Origin of the sequence: Rhizobium sp. BT04 (genome assembly GCF_030053135.1) — a bacterium.
Lineage (GTDB): Bacteria > Pseudomonadota > Alphaproteobacteria > Rhizobiales > Rhizobiaceae > Rhizobium > Rhizobium binxianense.
The window spans coordinates 359,514-381,138 of sequence record NZ_CP125650.1 but is presented as its reverse complement, the minus strand read 5'-3'; the positions used below and the strand labels follow the sequence as shown (position 1 = coordinate 381,138).

13 protein-coding genes and 2 pseudogenes are annotated in these 21,625 nt (G+C 55.0%); 3 read left to right on the top strand and 12 right to left on the bottom strand.

Features of this window, described 5'->3' with window-relative positions:
• Positions 1 to 2: 2 nt before the first annotated feature.
• From QMO82_RS05150 to QMO82_RS05130, 5 genes are all read right to left on the bottom strand, one after another.
• Positions 3 to 899 carry an MBL fold metallo-hydrolase gene (locus QMO82_RS05150; RefSeq protein ID WP_237350508.1) on the bottom strand — a complete coding sequence of 299 codons (897 nt, stop codon included), beginning with the start codon at positions 897 to 899 and terminating at the stop codon, positions 3 to 5.
• Between the two features lie 340 nt (positions 900 to 1,239).
• Positions 1,240 to 3,798 carry an EAL domain-containing protein gene (locus tag QMO82_RS05145; RefSeq protein ID WP_004673285.1) on the bottom strand — a complete coding sequence of 853 codons (2,559 nt, stop codon included), beginning with the start codon at positions 3,796 to 3,798 and terminating at the stop codon, positions 1,240 to 1,242.
• 431 nt (positions 3,799 to 4,229) lie between these two features.
• Positions 4,230 to 5,429, bottom strand: coding sequence for an ABC transporter substrate-binding protein (locus QMO82_RS05140; protein ID WP_008534366.1), 1,200 nt, complete (start codon positions 5,427 to 5,429; stop codon positions 4,230 to 4,232).
• A 184-nt stretch (positions 5,430 to 5,613) separates the two neighbouring features.
• A complete protein-coding gene (locus QMO82_RS05135; RefSeq protein ID WP_008534365.1) occupies positions 5,614 to 8,127 on the bottom strand; it encodes a methyl-accepting chemotaxis protein in 2,514 nt (837 codons plus the stop codon).
• Between the two features lie 211 nt (positions 8,128 to 8,338).
• On the bottom strand, positions 8,339 to 8,980 hold the full coding sequence (locus QMO82_RS05130) for an SDR family oxidoreductase (protein ID WP_010031458.1): 642 nt from the start codon (positions 8,978 to 8,980) through the stop codon (positions 8,339 to 8,341).
• A 1,304-nt stretch (positions 8,981 to 10,284) separates the two neighbouring features.
• Between QMO82_RS05130 and QMO82_RS05125 the strand changes: the two genes are divergently transcribed.
• Positions 10,285 to 11,319 carry an AraC family transcriptional regulator gene (locus tag QMO82_RS05125; protein ID WP_008534360.1) on the top strand — a complete coding sequence of 345 codons (1,035 nt, stop codon included), beginning with the start codon at positions 10,285 to 10,287 and terminating at the stop codon, positions 11,317 to 11,319.
• A gap of 70 nt (positions 11,320 to 11,389) precedes the next feature.
• Here QMO82_RS05125 and QMO82_RS05120 read toward each other — a convergent pair whose 3' ends face one another.
• Positions 11,390 to 11,575 (bottom strand): hypothetical protein, encoded by a 186-nt coding sequence (locus QMO82_RS05120; protein ID WP_004673279.1) that lies wholly within the window; start codon positions 11,573 to 11,575, stop codon positions 11,390 to 11,392.
• A gap of 521 nt (positions 11,576 to 12,096) precedes the next feature.
• Positions 12,097 to 14,106, bottom strand: coding sequence for a methyl-accepting chemotaxis protein (locus QMO82_RS05115; protein ID WP_012489469.1), 2,010 nt, complete (start codon positions 14,104 to 14,106; stop codon positions 12,097 to 12,099).
• A gap of 398 nt (positions 14,107 to 14,504) precedes the next feature.
• Between QMO82_RS05115 and QMO82_RS05110 the strand changes: the two are divergent.
• Both QMO82_RS05110 and QMO82_RS33765 read left to right on the top strand, forming a co-directional pair.
• A pseudogene (locus QMO82_RS05110) lies at positions 14,505 to 14,955 on the top strand (helix-turn-helix domain-containing protein); the annotation flags it as partial.
• A gap of 545 nt (positions 14,956 to 15,500) precedes the next feature.
• Positions 15,501 to 15,970: pseudogene (locus QMO82_RS33765) on the top strand (reverse transcriptase domain-containing protein); the annotation flags it as partial.
• Positions 15,971 to 16,038: 68 nt separating this feature from the next.
• On the opposite strand, the gene QMO82_RS05100 reads toward QMO82_RS33765, so the two are convergent.
• From QMO82_RS05100 to QMO82_RS05080, 5 genes are all read right to left on the bottom strand, one after another.
• Positions 16,039 to 16,224, bottom strand: coding sequence for a hypothetical protein (locus tag QMO82_RS05100; RefSeq protein ID WP_004668636.1), 186 nt, complete (start codon positions 16,222 to 16,224; stop codon positions 16,039 to 16,041).
• A 284-nt stretch (positions 16,225 to 16,508) separates the two neighbouring features.
• Positions 16,509 to 17,996: an NAD-dependent succinate-semialdehyde dehydrogenase gene (locus QMO82_RS05095; protein ID WP_008534338.1), complete on the bottom strand. Its 1,488-nt coding sequence runs from the start codon at positions 17,994 to 17,996 to the stop codon at positions 16,509 to 16,511.
• Positions 17,997 to 18,019: 23 nt separating this feature from the next.
• Positions 18,020 to 19,039 (bottom strand): ABC transporter permease, encoded by a 1,020-nt coding sequence (locus tag QMO82_RS05090; RefSeq protein ID WP_004668632.1) that lies wholly within the window; start codon positions 19,037 to 19,039, stop codon positions 18,020 to 18,022.
• Between the two features lie 11 nt (positions 19,040 to 19,050).
• Positions 19,051 to 20,025 carry an ABC transporter permease gene (locus QMO82_RS05085; protein WP_008534336.1) on the bottom strand — a complete coding sequence of 325 codons (975 nt, stop codon included), beginning with the start codon at positions 20,023 to 20,025 and terminating at the stop codon, positions 19,051 to 19,053.
• Entirely contained in the window at positions 20,022 to 21,575 is a 1,554-nt protein-coding gene (locus QMO82_RS05080) for a sugar ABC transporter ATP-binding protein (RefSeq protein WP_004668627.1), read from the bottom strand. Before QMO82_RS05080 ends, QMO82_RS05085 begins: the two co-directional genes overlap by 4 nt.
• Positions 21,576 to 21,625 lie beyond the last annotated feature (50 nt).

The window sequence follows — 21,625 nt, the reverse complement described above, 5'->3', positions numbered from 1 at the left end:
CCTTATCGATGTGCAAGCAACTGCATTGGAGAGGGGATATAGCGGAATCCGTCTCCGTTTCGCACCACATGCCCGGCACCTGGCCATGCGAAGTGATAGGACATTACCGCAATGCGATCTGTCGCCAGCATATCAAGCACGCGCGTGCGGGATCTAGCTGACAGCTTCGGGTCCGTGTCGTATCGGAATTCCATCATCGGCCTCTCCATCAACAGGATATGATGGTGCGTAAGGTCGCCGAGAAAACAGAGGCGATCGTTTCCCGACTGCAGCATAAAACAATGATGACCGAGCGTGTGGCCGGGGGCCGAAATCGCGTGAACGCCCGGCAAGAACTCCTCGCCGTCTTTGAAAAAGAAGGTCCGATCCTTGTGGGGAAGCAGGTTTCGCCGAGCGTTATCGATTTGAAATTGAAATGAAGAATCGATCGACGACCCGTCCGTCCAGTCCGTGAAGTCTCGCTCACTGATGAAGATGTCGGCGTTCGGGAAATTTAACCTTCCATTGGCATCGCACAGACCGCCGATATGATCGATATGGGCGTGCGACAGAACCACCGCATCGATCTCCGTCGGATCTCGACCTGCCTCTCTCAGGCTGGCTAGGAGTCGACCTGTGGTGGGCCCGAAAGCTTTGGAAGACCCCATCCCGGTATCAAATAGAATTGTTCTTCCATTTATCTCAACAAGCGGCACGTTTTGCTCGAGTACAACTTTGTTCGTTGGCAGGAAATTGTCCTCTAGCATCAGGCTGACCGTGCGTGGCTCTACCCCCAAGAAGTTCAGGCGAGGATCTCCTAGCTCTAACGGCCCGTCGGACAGTACCGTGATTTTTCCATCGCCAAATTCGAACGGATAAAAATACGGAAGCTTGGCCAGGTGATGCATACTAAGAGACACTGATTTTCCTCCCATCAGGTGCTTGGCGACATTTTTGGCAGATTGTATGATAATCTGTCAAATATTTTTGAAGAAAGCCATATCGAGAGCGACTGCCTTGCTTTAGGAGCCGGTGTACCGCGTTTTCCCCGGCCTACCGAATGCCGCGCAGTAGGAGCAGAGCATTCGAGAATGCGGCTCGCGGGGCCGCACAACGCATGGTCGTTGACCCAGCGTTGCCCCCTGTTCCGCGAAAAACCGCAGACATTCAGAGATTGACGAGGCTCAAGTTGAGTTGTCTCACAGCGCGCACCGCATCACCGTCCATCAGACAGGTGACATTTTCCCTTATTCGCGCTCATCATCGCGAAGCGGCGTAACGATCTGAAACGAAGCCGGTGGCGGACGCGCGCACCCAAAGAGCGATCAATTCCATCTTCGGCAGGGCCTTGCTGTAAAAGAAGCCTTGCGCCGAACCGCATCCGTTCGCTGCGAGAAATGCTGCCTGCTCGGCGGTCTCAACACCTTCCGCCACCACGTCCTGCCCAAGACATTGTGCAATGGACAGAATCGCTTTGACCAATTCTTCGTTCCTTTTGTCCGAGCTATTTATGAATGACCGATCGATCTTCAGCGTGTCGATCGGGAAGCGGGCTAGATAGTTGAGCGCCGAGTAACCGGTGCCAAAATCATCGATAGCAATCGAAAATCCCATTTGACGCAGCTTAAGAAGCGTCTGCAGGGTCTCGCCCTTCCGATCGAGAAGCAGACTCTCCGTGATTTCGATTTCGATCCATTCCGCGCGGCAACCGGTTTCACCGAGGATTGCAGCGATCTCGTTTACCAACCGTGAGCATTGGAATTGCTTACCCGAAAGGTTGACTGCAATCTTGTGCAGGTGGTGGCAATCGGCGTTCAGCTCCTTCGCCGTCTTGCACGCTTCACGCAGCACCCATCGCCCGAGTTCAACGATCAGCCCGGTATCCTCAGCGACCGGAATGAATCGAACCGGCGGAATCATGCCCATCTCGGGATGAGGCCATCTCAACAACGCTTCCGATCCTATCATTACGCCGCTGTCCAGAAGCACCTTGGGCTGGTAGTGCAGCTCCAATTCTTCGCGCTCGATAGCGCGGCGCAATTCAGATTCCAACTGCATGCGCTCCTCCACGCCCACAGTCAAATCCTTCGAATAAAAGCGAAAACTGTTTCTCCCCGAGCGTTTGGCAAGATACATCGCAGAGTCGGCGTATTTCACCAGATCGTTGACATCTGTGCTGTCGTCGGGCGAGATCGCGATGCCTACACTGCATGACACGTAGACTTCCTTGCCATCCAATAGGAAAGATTCCTTGAATCTCTCGAGGATCGAGCACGCAACCCAATCGAGATCGTCGGTTGTCTGGATTTCCGGCAACAGAATCGCGAACTCGTCGCCGCCGAGACGCGCAACCGTGTCGAGATCGCGGACAGATTTCTTAAGCCGGGTAGCGACCTGGCAGAGTAGTTGATCACCCACAGGGTGACCCATCGTATCGTTCACGACTTTGAAATGGTCGATGTCAATCAGCATTACCCCTGTCCGCCGACGTTGAGACGACGCGTCACTGACGACCTTTTGCAATCGCTCGTTAAACAGCAAGCGGTTCGGCAAAGAAGTCACCGGATCGTAAAAGGCCATTTGCCTGATTTTTTCCCGCGAGGCGTTCAGTTCCGTGACATCGCGAGAGACCCCGAGGACTCCTGTAACCTCTCCCCCGGCGCCGAGGACCGCAAGTTTACGTGTTTCGAGAAGAATGGACTGACCGTTCTCCGGGGAAACCACCCAATTCTCGTCGATAAGTATGCCACCGGCTTCGATCGTGGCCTCATCAGATTTTCCGGAAATGTGAGCTCTCTCAGCCCCGAACAATTCAAGGTCCGTTTTTCCAACGACCTCCGCCTCCGATTTCCCGGTCAGCCGCTCAAATGCATGATTGCACAACAGGTGTACGCCATCGACATTCTTTACCCAAACCATGTCAGGAATGGTTTGCAGCACACTTAGCAATTGCGTCCGCACGGAGTTGATGGCGTCTTCCGCCTGCCTTCGTTCCGTGACATCACGCGAAAATGCCAGGAGCGTGGTGGCGGCGTCAGGATCGGCGCTTGGTCGTCTAGCCACCGACAACTCGAACCATCGGGTCTCGCCGTTTGGCAAGGATACGCTAATGCATCGACCGTAGGCAACTCCTTCACTGCTTGCAGTTCGAAGCGCCTCCATTGCAATAGCCGCTTGATCAGGCGCAAGAACTTGGTCGACCGTCCTACCCAGTAGCATTTCCCGCTGCTGGGCTAGTAGTTCGGGATTTCTGGTCCAGACCTGAAGATATCGCCCATCCTCGTCGACCTCAAACAGAACGTCTGGAATAGCGGTGACGATCCCTTGGGCTAGTTCGAGAGCGTTTTTGAGTTCCTGCTCCGCCAACTTGTGTTCGGTTATGTCGATGATAACGCCAATCAGACCCGCGGGCTCGTCGTCGTGACCTCTGAAAACTGCCTTGTTGCAGACAACATCCAGGATGGCGCCGTTTGCGAGAGCGATCTTACGCTCGGAGACTTGGGCTCCACCCCTTTCAAGAAGGCCTTTCTCTTCAATAGAATAAATTTCCGCCAGTTGCGTTGAACTGAGATCAAAATCTGTATTCCCGATGATCTCGTCGCGCGAGCGACCGAGGAGATCTTCGAAAACCTTGTTGCAACCGACATAGCGACCGTGCAGATCTTTGAAGAAAATTGGGAGGGGCAACACGCCGATCAATGCTTCAAGCAGCGCTCCTCGGTCGGCTGAGGTATCATGATGCAGCGCTTCGTCTCTCCGGCGATTGCGCCTTTTCTGAAAAAAGGAGCGTTGCCAAAGCGGTTGTAAAGTCGAATTCATCGTGAAGCTCCTTACCGAGGGCCAAGACAGATGCATCATCCATCCGATCAGGAATTCCGGGAACGCCACCCAAATCATTCGAGCAACAAATTGATGCAGATATGTCAGTAAGGCGTCGAACCGCGCGTCGGCCTGAGCCGGATAGTGCGGTCGGAAATGAACTTTGCTTTCACATTCGAAGCAACAACCTTCGCGGCAGCACGTAGATTGAAAGGCGCAATGAGTATGTTGTCCCGTTTGGCGAGAGGAGGGCCGGAGGAAGAATGCTACCGCGGAGCAAATATGTTCGTTGGAACCGGATCGCTTGTCTCATGTCTCCTGAGGCGACCCGGGCATTTCCCAATTTGAACTGTCATTCCTTAGCGCAGCCTACCTTGCACGAGAGCCGATCATGAAGGCACCGCATTCCACACAGACCCCGCATGCGATCTTCAATCGGCCGGCTTCCAGGAGAGCGGATCCGCTGGGTTATCGAAATATTTAGCAGCAGCGCTGGCAGACCACCAAGCTGTATTCTTCGGCTCGATCCAATCCTCAGAGTTAGGATCGCAATCAGCTGGCAAATCCGCCATTACATCCTCTATGGTACTGGGAATTGCTGGCCGCAGGATTGTCTGAATTTTGGGGCCCTGTCCCTCAAGAGTTCGCATCATTACGTCCCATACGAAACCCGCCTCAGAGCGCGGCGGCCAGAAATGAAAACTCTTGCTTACGAAGTCGGGGTTCCGTCGCCAGTAACAGGCTGCCGAAGCTTCGCCCCCTAGAACGATTGGGATCATGTCGCGCCCGGACTGGCGCACCGCGTTGATAACACCATTCTCAGCTCCCGACTGAACGATAATACCATCAATTCGACCGGGATTCGCTGCAAGGAATTTTTGCACCTCGGCCTGCGCGACCTTGTCTGTCCACTTCCCGTCGACATGACCTACGATCTTTATCTCGGGATAATACTCCAGAGCCTTCTTTGCGCCGACGTCAAAGCTGTCCGAGGAGGCAAAGCCGGAGATCCCCGAAACGAGAAGCACATTGCCACTTCCTTCGATTTCTTCAGCGAGCCACTTCGCCGCCTCAAACCCGCCTTGCATGTTGTTCTCAGTTGCGTTGACGGCGAACGGCGATGTTACGTAACCAGAGTACGAGAACACAGGCACTCCTTTTGAATACGCATACTCTATCGTAGGATTAAGCGCCGTGAGGTTCGAACAGCAGATAATAATTGCATCAACGCCGTCGTCTACCATCTGCCGCATCTGCCTGATCTGGACAGCGTCTTCAAGATTTGACTGGGTGACGATGAACTCGGAGACCAGCCCCGCTTTCTTGAAAGCTGGAACAATCTTGTTTGTGAACTCATCAAGAATACTCGCACGCCAAGAATTGTCAGCATATGTCGATGCGTACCCAATTTTCCACGGCGGTGCTCGCTGTGCCTTAAACGTGCGGAAGACAGATTCACCTGTAGGCAACTTTGGATCGAGCAACTCGTAGGTTTTTCGTTCCTCCCGCGGCAATTCCGTAAGGCCACCGGCGGCCGCTACAGAAGGGATCACCAAGCCGGTGATTAGAATAATGGCTCTTGTAATTTCACGTATGCGCACGGATTTGATACCTCTCGTGTCTCTGAGCATTGCAAAGCAGTTGATCTCTTGAAGGTTGATCGGCTCTAGGTGGGTTTTTTACAGTCAGACGGGCGGCGAAAGGGAGACCAAGAGCCTAAGGCCGGATTTCGCTTCCGTAAGCGGATTTCCCTTCAGTAGAACGCCGCTATCACAGTGGCCATCCGACGCGTGGCAGTCCCGTTCGATGCGTAGCTTACGCCACTAACCTAACCCGACGCGTCGACTTATCTTCGGTCAATTTGAATGAAGCGAGCCGCTCGCTGAGTTCGTTAGTCTGATCCGAGAGAGTCTTTGCCGCGGCATTTGTCTGCTCGGCCATGGCAGCGTTTTGTTGTGTTCCCTGGTCAAGTACATTGACGTTATTGTTGATCTCGGCGAGGGACGCCGCTTGCTCGCGGCTCGAATTGACGATTTGATCAATCCGATCGGAAATCTTCAAGATCGACGCCGTTATGTTGTGTAACGCCTCACCTGCTTTCCCCACGTAATCTGAGCCGATCGCCACCTCCGAAGAGGATTCCGAAATCAGGTGGCGAATCTCGCGGGCTGCAGCTGATGATTTCTGGGCAAGTTCGCGCACTTCCTGGGCTACGACTGCAAAACCCTTTCCGGCATCTCCAGCACGAGCCGCCTCGACACCAGCATTTAGTGCCAAAAGATTTGTCTGGAACGCAATCGTATCGATCAAACCAATGATTTGGCCGATCTTGTGGGACGCGTCTTCTATTCTGCCCATTGCGTTGATCGCATCGGTCACAATGGTTGCCGCACCCTCGGCGTGTTCTTTAACAACGGACACGAAAGCCTGGGTTTCATAGGCATTCTCGGATGATTTTCTGACCGTGACCGTCACCTGTTCGACGGCGGCCGCAGCCTCCTCCAGTGAGGCGGCTTGCAATTCAGTTCGCCGCGACAGATCATCTGAGGCTTTGAAAAGCTCGCTGGTTCCCCATTGAATTTGATTGGTATTCTCGTCGATATGAGACACTGTCTCTCTCAGGATCGAAAGCGAGTGATTGAAATCGCGCCTCAGCGGCTCAAGATTGGGATGGAATTGGCGGTCAATTTCTTGAGAGATGTCGCCACGCGCCAATCGAGATAACGCCTCTCCTAGAATGGTGACGGCAGTTGCGACCTCCTCCTCCATCTGAGCGCGTTCGCGTTCACGATCCATCCGCTCCTGTTCAACGGTTTTCCTATCGGCTTCCGTTCGTGTCTCGATGTCCATCTTCGAGACAGCATTTTCACGGAAAACCTCGAGTGCGCGAGCCATTTCACCTATTTCGTCTCTCCGGTCACGTCCGACAATCTGCGATCGAAGATCGCCCTTTGCCAGCTCTTGCATGCGCTTCGCGATCCGTTCGATCGGGGCGCGAAGTGTCGCCATCAGGCCGGCGCCAGCCGCCAAGGCTACCAAGACGCCGGACACTGTGGCGATAGTTGACAGCAAGCGGGCAAGATTGCTTTCATTGCGAGCATCGTTTTCCTGAGTTGCTGCAAAAGTTACGAGGTTTTTCCAGATCTCCTGACCGGTTTTGTCCGCCTCAGAATATTGCGCTTGGCGGGCTTCCGCTATCTTGACCAGCTTCTCTGTGTTCTCTTGGATAGAATCCACCTGGGCGAATAGATCTTCCTGCATTTTATCGAAGCCAGATATCGAGCTGGCAACGCCTCCAACTGCCACGGTGTCACGCGCCAATTTTGTAAGTTGCTCAACGAGGCGCTGCTGATTCTCTGCGTTGGCTGTACGGAACAGGTTATTGATTTCGATTTCGATCGAATCGGCGTCCTGGCCGATCGTTGTCGCCGTCGCAACAAGCATTTCGGAATCCGTCAACGCTTTATCCAACGCCCGGATCGCATTTGTTCCTTCAATCATGTGCTGGATCGCATCCACTCGCAGGTTCGTCGCAAAGCTCTGTAGGTCAGAGCCGGCAAGCCGTGTGGAAGGGTCGACAAATTCGGGGTTGGCGATTAGCTTGGCGATAGTCCTCTCAATTTTAGTAACGGCCTGCTCGTCAGCAGTCGAGACTACCCGCTTAACTGTTTTTAGCGACTTTTTGATCACAAGCCCTTGCTGGGCGACAGTCGGAGGCTGCTTCGCTCCGTCCGGCAAGCTCACCAAGTCTTCCGCCATGTGTTGCATAACTGATGCCGTATCGAGTGAGCGGGTAGCCTCCCGGAGCATGGTTTTCCCGGAGTTCTCCTGATTGCGTACTTGTGAGCGCACATCAACCGCAGCCAATTTAAGGGCGCCTCCGACCTCCTTGATCTTCGACAAGTTGGAAACAATGTCGCTGCGAACGGATTCCTCGTCATTATGCAAAGACCACATGCGGCCGATGCTGCCCGAGATAACGGACATTGCCGATACACTGTTTTCGAGCGCACCAGTTTCGCTCCCGCTACCTGCCGCCGCTTCCTGGAGCGACTGCATGGTTGCGCTCTGCCCGTTTAAACTTGTCAGCGCCTCATCTCGGTACTCCGTTGAGCTTTGCGCCAAAAAGCGGTTCATGCTTTCCGCGACACTTCGAAACCCGCTCAAGGTCTGAAGAACCTCATTTGAAAGCCGAAGACGAGACTGAAGCAAGCCAGTTGCTTTTAAGCCGACCCCACCAACTGCCGCCAATATCAGGATCAAGGGTACAAGTACCAATAACACCTTTGCTCTTATGGTAAAGGTGGATAACAGGCGATCGACGAACATACTTACCTCCAAAGGGCTCAAACGGTGCTGGGGCCTCGCTTTTGGAATAGTAATGTTTGAGCCTGAACGAACATGGATAAGAGTTTCACTAAAACAATCGAAACTTTTTTACGTGTTGTTAGGATTTGACCTCTTACCCATTGCGTCTTTCGAGAAACTTAACGGAAGGTTAATACCTGCAGATTTGCCGGATCAGAACGTGGGAGTGGATCTATCTGCACCGAGGATCGATCTCCAGCACGTTCCCTGTCAGCTTTCCGGACAGTTCCGAATTCGCCAGGAATTGCACGGCGTGGATCACTGTTCGAAGCACGTCATTTTCGCTTGAAGACGTAGAGTTCACATCGCTGGCGTGTACAGCATTTATCCTCAGCCCGGAACCGAAATATTGCCTAGCAATTGCGGAGGTAGTAGTGCGCAACGCCGCTTGAAGGACGGCTTCTGCTTCCAGCGAGGTCGTCTCTTCGAACCATGCGACGTCCACTACGGCAAGCTCCGCGCCCTGAAGTCGAGAGCTAAAGGCACCTGTAACTCTGATTAGATTGGATACGGCATCAAGCCCCAGATTCGCGCTGGATAGCGATCCCGTTACAGTTTGGGTTGTTTCATTTCTGCGGAAAACTATGTTCACCAGAACGTCGACCCGTCTCCAGCGCAAATACACCTGGTCAGCCATTGAGTTGACGTAAACGTCTCTGTTCGGGTTGACTTTGACCGGTAAAAAATTGTTTCCCTGGCCTTCAGCCAGGGAGGCGAAGTCGGCGGGATTGGCGTCGCCTACGGCGACCCGATAGCCTTTTTCTATAAATGAGCGCGCCAAACAAAGACCAACAGGATTTGACGCGCCTATCAAGACACAGACTTTTTCCCCAGGAGAAATGTTGGCGTCACTGTCACGTTCAACCAGTACCTCGGTCGATGGAGTATGACACGCCTTGTGAGTCAGAGACGCTTGTATCACGCGCCGGTCGCCGCTTCCGGCAGATTAAGAAGGTCGACAATTTGTGCATTTTTGGCCAAGTTTAGCACTTATAACTCCCGGTCCGTCGCTGCGTCTCCCGCGAACAAGCAATGCGCGGGCGATATAGTAAAATTTTTGTCCGACAATCTGTCAATTCCTTTTTTGCGATTTTCGGCGGACACATGTCGAGACCGGCGTCATTTTGAGGCCTCATGCACGCAATGCCGTAAGCATCGGTATTCCGACACCCGGTTGAGTTTGATGTGGTCTTTCCTGTTAGTCTTCTCTCGCCGCCACGTTCCGATTTGATCGCGCTTTTCGCGTTCGCGCGGCACAGACAACAGCACGCCTATGGCAGCACAAGCTGTTTGACCATCATCAGGTTTCGTCCTTAAGCTCTTCTTTTGCCCAATCAGACGCCCGGAGTCCGTACCCGCTAAGAAGAGCGCAAAGTCAACTCAATGCGACGAGGCGCGGCTTACGCATTGATATTTGCCGCGACCGCCTCGCTTAGTAGGCCAAAAGAACTCGTCGACGTCTTTGCGTCTCCGAGTGTTGAGCCTGGAGCGTGCCTCTCTTATACGTCATAACCGAAGTATGCTGATGCGCAGGTTAAGAGGACCAGCGTGTGGCGAAATCGTGGGGCCATCCTACAGCACAATCATTTTTCTCCGTGTCGACTCAACGGCCTCCAAGGTCGGTTGGCGTAGGTTCTCTCCCACTCATAGCACTCCCACCCTTCCCGTGACGGGCTGCGATCGAAAGCAGCCCGTCACCCCTCGCCTTGGGAGGCATCTTTAGATTGATTTGCCGTGCGGGAACTCCACTAGAACCGTGGCAGATTTCCCTGATGCTGCCTTGCCTTTGATCAGGAATAGCATTAACGTATATCAGACAATCTGTCAATCTGTTCGAGGCTTGTGGAAGCCAGTCATCGCATCATTAGAGGCTTCCCAACTGCAGCGCTGAAAAACTAGGAGGCCATCTCGAGCGGGAGAACGTGGATGTCGGTGCTGGTGATGATCCGCCATGACGAAAGCCTAGGGAATGAGAGATTCAACCGGCCTCCACAAAGGTCCGAATCGGTCATGTACGCGATCAAAATCGCTCGCACGCCATCCGGTCTCGAGCTTTGAAGGTTTGGAAAACTAGTCCCGGCATGTGCGAGTTGGTGTTCATAGATAGGTTTATATTGGATGACCGAAAGTTTGTTCAGCAAGCCCGATGAAGGGACCTTAGTGAAAGACAACTTTATCGAGGGCTCCGATCCCGAACGTCTTTTGCCTTTGATATCATCGCCCCTGGCGTCCTCTGACCTTGCTCAACACGACAGTAGATCGCTTAACTCTCGCTGCAGTCGAATTTCCCTTGATGGTTTTGGCGTTGCGGATGCCCATCATGAAGGGGCGTTCTCGGTCATGATAGATTCCCCAGTTGACGTCGTAACGGTCTTCCTGCCGGCGTCCGGGAATGCAGTCTTTCATTGGTCTGGGCAACAGGTAGAGTCGCCGCATGTTGCAAATGCTCCGCTGAATGCCCGACAAGATGGCATAAGATCTCAACTGTCATTGACGATCGATACGCAATCCTTGCGTGACAAGCTTTCTCGCATGCTCGATCGGACGATCAGCGGAAATCTGCAAATTCAGCCGACCCTTGATCTTGCATCGAGCGCGGGAACGCTCATGCGAGAACTAGCCCTGTCTGCCCATCGCGGCCTCAGTGCCGGGGGGGCTCTGCGACAATGCCCGTCGGCCTATAGCTCGCTCCTCGACGCGATAGAGTACCTTTTGATCGAAAGCTGTATGCATCGCTATACCGATGAACTTCGTCGTCCGTCTCCGTCTCCCACGCCTCGCCACGTGAAACGGGCAATGGAGTTTATGGAAGAGCATATGGCTCAACCCATTTCCCTTAACGATATCGCCGCTGCGGCCAAGGTCAGCGTGCGGACTTTGCAGCACGGCTTCCGACAATTTCGTAATACCAGCCCCACAATGCACCTCCGAGACTTGCGTATGTGCGCAGCTCGACAGGAACTGCTGCAAAACGGCGCTAAAATCAGCGTTTCGGAAATAGCGCTTAAGTGGGGCTTCACACACCTCGGCCGTTTTGCTGCAGAGTACAAGAGACGTTACGGCGAACTGCCATCTAAAACAGTGCATATGAGCGATGTTCTGCCGCATAGGCGATCTATGTGTGCTTCGCAGGCCTCTCCGCCCGAAAGCTGACCCGGAAATAGCCCTTCGCGATGGCGCTGTGGTTCGCAGCGCTCCACCGGGCTATACCATCGCTGCGCCCTTAATTTTTCGGTCTGTCGCCACAGACGGTCAGCAGCCGAGCGTACAGTGCTTCAAGGTGATTGGTGATTTGGATCATTTGCAGCCGCTCTTGCTCCAGGCGCTGCGACTGTGCATCTTCGTGGCTTTCTAAGTGGGTATCTGTCTTAGCCTGTTGCCCGAAATTGATTGCGATAACTTTGGACATCTTCGAACTCTCGTTGAATTTCGTTAATACTCCGCGTCTTGAAGGAAGACAGTCGCGGAAGGTGAAAAAGCAAAAGTCTGCTAGGCAGCTGCGATGCGTCCTGATTGGTGCCAAACCTTTGCTCAAAACTAAGGAAGCATTCCATCCCTTGTTCAAGCGGAGTGATTCCGTAGCTGAAGGTTGGGTCGAAGTCGCGCCTAAGTCCGAACCGGTTGGATCCGATCGCCGTTGATCGATAGAATGCCAGAGACCTGATCGACGACCGGGCCGATGATACCATCTGCTACCTCAACGACGACAATGGCGCTGTGGCTAGACCGATGGGATTGGTTATCTCGGCAGCAAGCTCTATCACCGGAATGACAGAACCGGCAGATCCCTGAACCGAGAACATGCGTTAGGGGCAGCGGCGTCGCCTCTGCTAACCCCCGGATTTCCGGGATCAACGTCGTCTTCATGCAGAACTGCTGGCTGCCAGATGGAAACCGATAATATCCTGCGGTGAATTATGACATGATTCATTAAAACTCTTCCCATTCCTTAGTCGCGACAGCGGCTGTAGTACGTCCGCCGAAGGCGCCGGCAAGCTTCTGGGAGAGGGCACGCGCTGGCGAGGCGGCCGGCTTACCGTTCTGGTGGGCAACACGCCGTACAACAGTCGAACCGTCGAGCCTGAAGCGCGCAATAAGCCGCGCCAGATTGGAAGCCTCATCCGCCAACCGGTTGGTGGCCGCCGTCGATTCTTCCACCATCGCCGCATTCTGCTGGGTCGTCTGATCCATCTGGTTGACCGCAGTGCTGACTTCCGCCAGCCCGGTCGATTGCTCTCGTGCCGCCGTCGAGATCGTATGAACGTGCTCGTTCACCTTGATCACGTGGCCTCGGATTAGACCAAGGGCATCGCCTGTGGCCGTTACCAGCCTGACCCCAGTTTTGACCTCGTCGCCGGACCGGTTGATCAGCGCCTTGATATCCTTGGCGGCAGTGGCGGAGCGCTGTGCCAGTTCACGCACCTCCTGAGCCACAACGGCGAAACCCTTTCCAGCGTCACCCGCACGCGCCGCCTCGACGCCGGCGTTAAGGGCCAAAAGATTGGTCTGGAAGGCGATCTCGTCAATGACGTTAATGATCTGGCCGATTTCATCCGAGGCCTGCTCGATGCGGCCCATGGCGGCGACCGCGTCTTTGACAACCGCGCTCGACTGCTCGGTGCTTCTGCGTGCCTCATCGACCATATGGCTGGCTTCCGTGGCTCTTTCTGTCGAGCTTTTTACCGCCACCGTGATTTCCTCAAGCGCCGAAGAGGTCTCCTCCAGGGCCGCGGCTTGCTGTTCCGTGCGCTTTGAAAGGTCGCCTGAGGCGATGCGCATCTCGCCGGCTCCGCCGTTGATCGTGTCGACGGCGGAGCGAACCTCGCCTAATACGGATCGAAGGGCTGCCATGGTGGCGTTGACATTACTCTTCAGTTCACCAAAGGCTCCCTGAAACTCGCCGCACATGTTTTCCGTCAGATCCCCATCGGCAAGCGCTGAGATAACTCGGCGAGTTTCGGCGATGCCCCGGTCAACAGAGGTGACCAGCTCGTTGACGCTTCCTGCAAAACGGTCGAGAGCCGCATCGCCGTATTTCTTGGTGATGCGATGGGTGAAGTCACCGGCTACGGCGGCTGACACCACCTCGGCAATGCTCGACTGCAAGTCGGCGCTCTTGGCCTGCAACGCGGCCTCCTGCGCGTTCAGATCGCGGGCCTTGATGCTGTTTTGCTTGAATACCTCAACGGCTCTCGACATCTTGCCGATTTCGTCGGCGCGCATTGCGAAAGGAACCTCAGTGTCGAGATTACCATCTGCCAGTACGCCCATCGTGGTAGTCAACCGCGAGATCGGATCGGTAATCTTCCGGATGCAGTAAAGCAGGGCTATAATGCCCGTCGTAGTTGCCAGCGCCATGGCAAGAATGGTGACCAAAACCGTCGATGAAACGGCGCCCATCGTGTTTCCGACGGCCGCGACTCCACCACGCTTGTTAACTGCGACATCCTGGTCAAGGAGCGCTCCGCTATCATTATACAGTTTCGTCGTGGCGTCACTCGTTAGAAGAGCAAATGCTTCATCCTTCTTGCCTGCCTGCATTAGTTTAACAATCCGCTCGCCATCCTCCTGATATTGCGTCCACAAAGCGGAGAACGCGTCATAGGCCTGACGCTCCTCGCCGGATGTCACCATCGGCTCATATTCACCACGGGCATTCGCGAGATCCTCCATCTTCTGGCGGAAGGTGGTGATATTATGCGCAAGGCTCGTCGAATCTGATGAGTTTGTCACCAGCCTGAACTGCAGGATGCGGTAGTCCCCGGTGATCGTATTGATCCGATTTATCACATCGATCGATGGCAGCCAGTTGCTGGCAACTTCGGATATATTGCTCCTAATGGACAGCAGCTTGACGATACTCACGATGCCCTGGCCCGCCGCGAGAAGAGAGAGCAGAACAAATATCAAAGATAAAGCGAGTCTAATGGACTTGGGCATAAAGGCAAACCTTTTAGGTGAGGTGGACGATCGACTTGTCTACTCAAATCTTCCAATTGCCGTTTCATTCATTCGAACGGCAGATCAATCTTGTGGGTCTGTGACATAGCTGAGAATACCTATTGGTTGCGTTGGTTAATGAAGCCTTTCCTGCCCGTCTCGAATGCAAAAAGACGACGTTTTAAGGATAGTCAGGCGTCCAATGGATCGTCCGCGCTTACAAGGAGGATGCAGCCGGCAAAATTTTATTTGGCGCCGTTCGAAGAGCATCATCGTTTTCAGCAACCGAGTTTCGCCCCGCCACGAGCGACCTAGAGCAAGTCCTGCGATCGATGAATCGATTGTGATGTGACGGCGTCCATCGAAGCTGATTCAACTCCACAGAGAAGAGGTGGATGATGGGACAGGCCCTGAGCGATGATCTTCGAATACGGGTTTTGAAAGCGTCTGCGGCGGGCATGTCGGCTCGACAGGCTGCGGCTCGTTTCGGAGTTGGGATTTCGACGGCGATCCGCTGGATTGCAAGAGCGAAAGAGGGTGAGCTGACTGCTCGGCCACAGGGCTGGAGACGACCTTCGGCAGTGGATGCACACGAGGAATTCGTTGTCGCGTTGATCAACGAGCGTAGGGATGTGACGCTCGATGAGATGGTTGAGCGCTTGTCCGTCGAGCGGCAGGTGAAGATCAGCCGCAGCGCACTTGGCGCTTGGCTTCGAAGCCGTGGGTGGACCTTTAAAAAAGACCGCACACGCACTGGAGCAGGACCGACCGGACGTCCTGAAGCGCCGGCGCGCCTGGTTCGATGGTCAATTGGACCTCGATCCGGAGAAACTGATCTTCATCGACGAAAGTGTGCTGCAGAGGCACGGAAGGAGTTCAGTGTGAGCTAACCCCGTAACGTGAAGCTGCGTGAATGATGGAGGATGGCCCTCCGGGATCGGCTTTCAGGAGCGGGTCTCAAACCAGTCCGAGCTGCTGCGGTAAAGAGCCGTGGTGGTGAGCGCCGGATGAAAAGTTCGGACGAGATCCGAGCAGGTGCGTGTCCGAAGACGAACGAAAGTGAACCCTCCGAAGACGCGCCGTTATGAATATAAGCGTCGTCGAAACCAGGACTGTTTCGTCATCCTGGGACAAGTCCGCCGGGTGCCTGATGATTGGGCGGGCGGCGACCGGCGTAGAGGGGGCGTGAGTTGGACACAGGCTTTCACCCGGAACTGCAGGAACCAGGCTCCTGATGCCAAGGGAGAAGCCCAAGCGGAGAAACCGTAAGGCGAGAGTACCGATGCAGGAGACTGGGGCGGACCGATCCGTATGAGCGTTGAGGGCCCTGTAATGGGGCCGGAGCAAAGGGATCGGATCAGGTGGTCGTATTGTTTGGAACAACTGGAAACAGGATGACTTCGATAGGTACGACAGACAAGCCGTTTCGGATTGAGAAGCGGCAAGTGTACGAAGCTTACAAAGCGGTCAAAGCCAACCGTGGTGCAGCCGGGTGGACGGTGAGACCCTGGAGATGTTTGACAAAGACCTTGCGAGAAATCTCTACAAGATCTGGAACCGGCGGTCAGTGATCGGATCGCGCAGATGGTGGTCAAGCAGATGATTGATCCGGAATCCGACATCAAAGCTGTTCGACAATCTTCCGCATGATCTCTTGCTGAAGACGGTCAGAAAAGACGTTAAATGCAACTGGGCTCTGCTCTACATCGAAAGATGGTTGACCGCGCCTATGGAAAAGAACGGAGAAGTCATTGAGCGGATGCGTGGTACCCCGCAAGGGGGCGTGGTCAGCCCGATCCTATCGAATCTCTTCCTGCATTACGCGTTTGACGTCTGGATGACCCGGACGCATCCGGATCTACCATAAAGGCCTGGCGCCGGCGAAGATCGGCGGCTACGTCAAACCGACACTGAGGGTGCGGCCGCCGACAACTACACCTTGACGCGTCGCTGGTTGACGCGAATGGCTTTCGCTTGACCCTCCACGCTGGCACGTGCAGCATCGTCGGCCTGATCGATTTCAGGACGAACGCGTGCATCGATCGGGTGGTGATCATGCTCCTGCTCAGGACTCCGATACGTTGAAACGACAACGCCACGGTGCAACAGCTCGTTCATGTCGTGTTACCTCTTCGAAGGCTACAAGCTATCTGGGAAAGACTTACCTTGTAGGGCATTGGCGGAAGGATCGACAATCGAAAAGACAGGCAGAAATCTCGTCTGCAAGGCCGGCCCCAGAAGGGGTCGGAAGGGAAGATCCGTAGGACAGCTCCCGCGAAACCTCTAGAAAAGTCCAGCCTTTTGAGACCTCGCAACCGGCGGAGAGGATGTTGCTGTCCTGCCTCTATTCAACAGACCTCTCCCCCTTTAAGTTCAGTCGGCGAGCGACCCTTGGGCGATCGCTATGCGCCGATCCCGCCCATGCAGACGTATTTCATGGATAAGAAGTCATCCATTCCGTACTTTGAGCCCTCTCGGCCGAAGCCGGATTGCTTGACGCCGCCGAATGGCGCTAATTCGGTGGAAATCAGACCCGTGTTCACGCCAACCATGCCGTATTCCAGCGCCTCTGTGACCTTCCAAACGTTCCTGAGGTCGTTGGCGAAAAAGTAGGCTGCCAAGCCGAATTCCGTATCGTTCGCGAGTTCGATGACTTCCTCGACAGTATCGAACTTGAACACCGGAGCCAGAGGCGCGAAGGTTTCCTCACGCGCAACCTTCATATCCTTTGTGGCACCCGAGAGAAGCGTTGGTTGGACGAACGTGCCTCCGCGAGCATCGCGGTCACCACCAACCACGACAGTCGCACCCTTGGTCACAGCGTCATCGATATGACCATAGAGCTTTGCTACCGCTTCATCGTTGATCAACGGGCCGATCGTCGCCCCGCTCTCAAACCCGTCAAGAACCTGCAAGGCACTCACGCGCATTGCCAGCTTCTCGACGAACCTGTCATGGATCCCGCTCTGTACGTAAATACGGTTCGCGCACACGCAGGTTTGACCCGCGTTACGAAACTTAGAAAGCATAGCCCCCTCGACCGCCTGGTCGAGATCTGCATCGTCGAAAACGATAAACGGCGCATTGCCGCCGAGTTCCAGGCTCAGCTTCATGATCTTCTGGGCGCCTTGCGCCATCAAGATACGGCCAACTTCGGTCGAACCGGTGAAGGTCAGTTTCTTGACGACCGGGTTGGAGCAGACCTCCTCGCCAAACATTCTTGCATTATCCGTCGGGAGGACGCTGAACAAGCCATCGGGTATTCCGGCACGCTCCGCGAGGATCGCCAATGCAAGCGCCGATAACGGAGTCTCGGCAGCAGGCTTGAATACGATCGCGCAGCCGGACGCGAGCGCCGGCGCGATCTTGCGGCACACCATCGCCGACGGAAAGTTCCAAGGAGCGATGGCGGCCACAACGCCAACCGGCTGCTTGATGACAAGCAGTCGCTTGTCGGCCTGGTGACCTGGAATGGTGTCACCATAGACACGCTTGGCTTCCTCACCGAACCATTCGATGTAGGAAGCGCCGTAAGCAATCTCGCCACGCGCTTCCGCCAGTGGCTTGCCCATTTCCGATGTCAGAATTACGGCCAGGTCTTCAGCGTTAGCTACCACCTCTTCGTAGAACTTCCGCATGATCAGCGAGCGTTCCTTCGCCGAAACCTTAGCCCACTTCTTCTGTGCAGCCTTTGCAGCATCGATAGAGGCTCGCACTTCAGCAAGGCCAGCGCTAGGCAAAGAGGCAAGGACGTCCATCGTGGAGGGGTTTAGCACGTTGATGCGTGTGCCGTTTACCCCTTCGCTCGACCACTTTCCTCCAACCAGCATCTGCTCGCGAACGAGAGTCTGGTCCTTTAAACGGCCTAGCAGGGTGCTGGAGATTGCCATGGATCTTCCTTTCTATGCATTGATCATATCTGATTTCGAATGTGTGGTGACCGTGCGTATATCGCGACCATCGGAACGATGAGCAGACCGACGACAGCCTGCTGCGCCGGAAAGTTCAGTCCGAGGCCAACTAGAAGCGAGGTCAGTACAGTCAGGACAAGAACACCGAGCACTGTCGCGCCATAGCCGCCCGCCCCACCAAGAAGCGACGTCCCTCCAATCACCACCGCTGCTACGGTGGTGAAAAGATAAGGGTCGCCCACGCCGACGAAGCCACCACCGGAAAACCCTAGTAGCAGCATGCCCGTGATTGCAGACATGGCACCGCTGACGCTATGGATGACGGTCCAGACCTTGAATTCGGAGATTCCGAGGCGGGCGGCCGCCGTCCGGCTTCCGCCGACGGCGTAAATGCTGCGGCCAAACCAGGTGTTGTACATGAACCATCCAAGCGCGATGGCGACGATAGCCCAGATCACGATGACCGGAGGCAGCGACAGGCCGAAAAACTTTCCGTTGAACGCCGAAATGTTCCTCAGCCATTCGGGTACCGGAGCAAACACTGTACCACCAAACGCCGAGCCGAGTGAGGTGTAGATCTGGACCGCACCGACGGCCGCGAAGCCAACTCCGAGCGACATGATCAGCGCTTGCCCTTGGAGACGGAAGCTCAGGGCGCCATTGGCGGCCCCGACAAGCGCACCGAGGAGCATGACAACCAGCATCGCGAGGGGAGCGGGAATACCTGCGACCATAAGGCTGGGAAGGAGGATGTTCGCGCCTCCAATAATATATGGTATCGAAAGATCGAGCGCACCGACCAGAGCGCACAGGGTCTGGCCAATGGAGGCAAGCCCCAGAAACGCTGCGAGAAGAAGGATTGAACGCGCGTTTTGGGATGATACGAAGCCGGGGACCAGCAATGCACCGAGTGCTAAGAGAGAGGCCAGAAGAACAAAGCCAATGACGATGCTCCGATGAGCCTTGAGCGGGTTAGACTTCTGAGCCGATTTGATTTCGGAATTCATAACTGTCGCGACCATTATCTTGCTCCTTACACAACCGCGCGGCGACTGATGACAAAGACGTTCACGAGAAGTGATCCGACGAGGATTAAGCCGAATGCCATCTGGGTAACGAACCCCGAAACCGTGCCGAAGTTGAAGGTGGAGAGGAGATAGGAGATGAGGAACATGTTGATCGCGCCAAGCGTAGATCCAAGTGCTCCACCACGACCACCGGAGAGGCTCGCACCTCCGAGAACCAGGGCCGTAACAGCCTGAAGGGTGTAGGTGCTGCCCTGCGTCGGATCACCAGAGGAGATCAGCGCCGTGTAGCTGAGGGCGGCAAGTCCAGCGAATGCTCCACCAACAACGTGGGCGATGATGCGGACTGCGTCCACTCGAACGCCGCTCGTATACGCCATGCGCTCATCCGCACCCGTCATGCGAAGGTTGCGGTAAAACATAGTCCCCCTGAGAAGGAGCCATAATGCATACGCTGCAACCAGCAACAGCAAAACAGGTGACATGATGTCGGTCCCCGCCCCCCAGCTAAGCATCCAGTCGGGCGCGACTCCACCCGGTCGGGACATCACCATCAGGTTCAACCCGGAGAGGACAAGAAAACCCGACAGCGTAACGATTATCGGAGCGACACGCACATAAATGATAACCAGCGCCTGGAGTAGCTGGAATGCCGCTCCCAGGCCGACTGCCCATACTATCACTGCGATAGGGTTGGTAATTCCGTTACCCACAAGCCAGGTAATAAGGGTAACGTTGATGAACCCCATCAAGGGGCCAACTGAAAGGTCCACTGCTCCACGACCCGCCATGACAATGGGAGTGAGGGCAAGCGCCGTTAGAATCAAGGGCGTGGCGACAAGGATTGCACCTGCGAGGCCGTTGTTCGTGAATAGCCCGTGTCCGCGTAGGGCAACGGCGACCAAAAGGACAATGAATAGGCCGGCCGGCACGAAGAGGGAACGGTCCTGGGTGATTTGACGGAATGCGATTCCAGACATCATGCAGTCCTTTCCAGATCGAACTCGATGGAGGCGTTTGGCGATTTTCCAAACATTGCGGCCAAGATTGGCTCTTCCGCTATGTCCTCGCCTGCTAGCGACCGGAAAAGCCTTCCAGCAAAGAAGACGTCGACGCGGTCCGCAAAGCCGATGAACTCTTCAATTTCGCTTGATAGATAAATCACGCTGCCACCCTTCTCCGTGAACAGGCGCAGTTCGCGGTAGAGATCGCGCTTCGTTCCGAGGTCGACACCGCGAGCGGGATCGTTAAGGACGATGACGGACGGTTCGTTTGCAAAGGCACGGCCGATCAAAACTTTTTGCTGATTTCCGCCCGACAGTGAGGTGATCTTGTTCGCCGGACTTCCAATCTTAATCCGGAGCCGATCCACCTCGCGTTTGAACATGGGTTTGAGGCCGGCCTTATTGATTATACCAAGAGGACCGAGGTTCTTGCGATAGACGCCGATGGCAAGATTTTCGAAGATGCTCTGCTGAGGGAAGATACCTTCACGCTTGCGGTCGCCGGAAATATACGAGATTCCTGCTTTGGTAGCGTCTTCGAGCGATGCGACCTTTTTCATTCTCTCGGTGCTGGATGACCAGACTTGGACATTACCACCAAAAGGCTGGATGATACCCGCAACGGCGCGTACGAAAGCGTCCTGCCCCTGCCCGTCGAGTCCTGCAACACCGATGATCGCTCCTTTCGGTAGATCGAAATCGAAGGGCGCTGCCGCGCTGTGAGTAACGAGGTCTCTTACCGCTACCACGGCCGGCGCGGCGGCGCCTACTTGCTTTGATTCGTACGCCTTCGCGTCGCTTGCGTTTCGGTCCGCGGGCGTCATCATTGAAAGCAGGTTCTCTTCAGTTATTTCATGCTTCTCGAGCGTACCAATGGTGACGCCGTCGCGAAGGATCGTGGCTCGATCGGCGATGCGGACAAGTTCAGCGATCCGATGCGTTACGATCAGCACGGTCGCACCTTCCCTACGGAGACGATCAATTTCCTCGTGGAGGCGGATCGTGGAATCGAGGTCTAATGCCGCAGACGATTCATCGAGGATGAGGACCTTCGGCCTGCGCAAGACCGCTCGCGCAATAACTATCCATTGCTTGACGCTCAGAGGCAATGCCCCAACGTTCTGATCGAGATCCACGGGCTTGCCGACGAGGCGTTTCAGGATCTCCTCAGCCTCGGTACGCCGACCACTGCCGCCCTGCGAGCGGAAGATGCCGTCGCGCCCGACATACAGGTTTTCCAATACACTGGCCTCGTCGGCCACCAGCACTTCCTGGAAGATCGTTGTCAGCCCGATGCGCTTGGCGTCAGTCGGAGTCGAAATCTCTTCTCCAAGGACCGAAACGCTCCCGGAATCTGGGTGCAACACTCCAGACATGATCTTCGCCATCGTGCTTTTGCCACTTCCATTCTCTCCGACGATGGCGTGCACTTCTCCGGCCCGGGCTTCAAAATCACACTTCTTTAAGGCCTTAGTCTCGCCGAAAGACTTGGCAACATTGATCAACTTGATCGTAGTTTGGTTTTGCATCGGAGATCCTCTAATCCCAACGGCCGCGCGAGGCGGTCCTCCCACAAGAG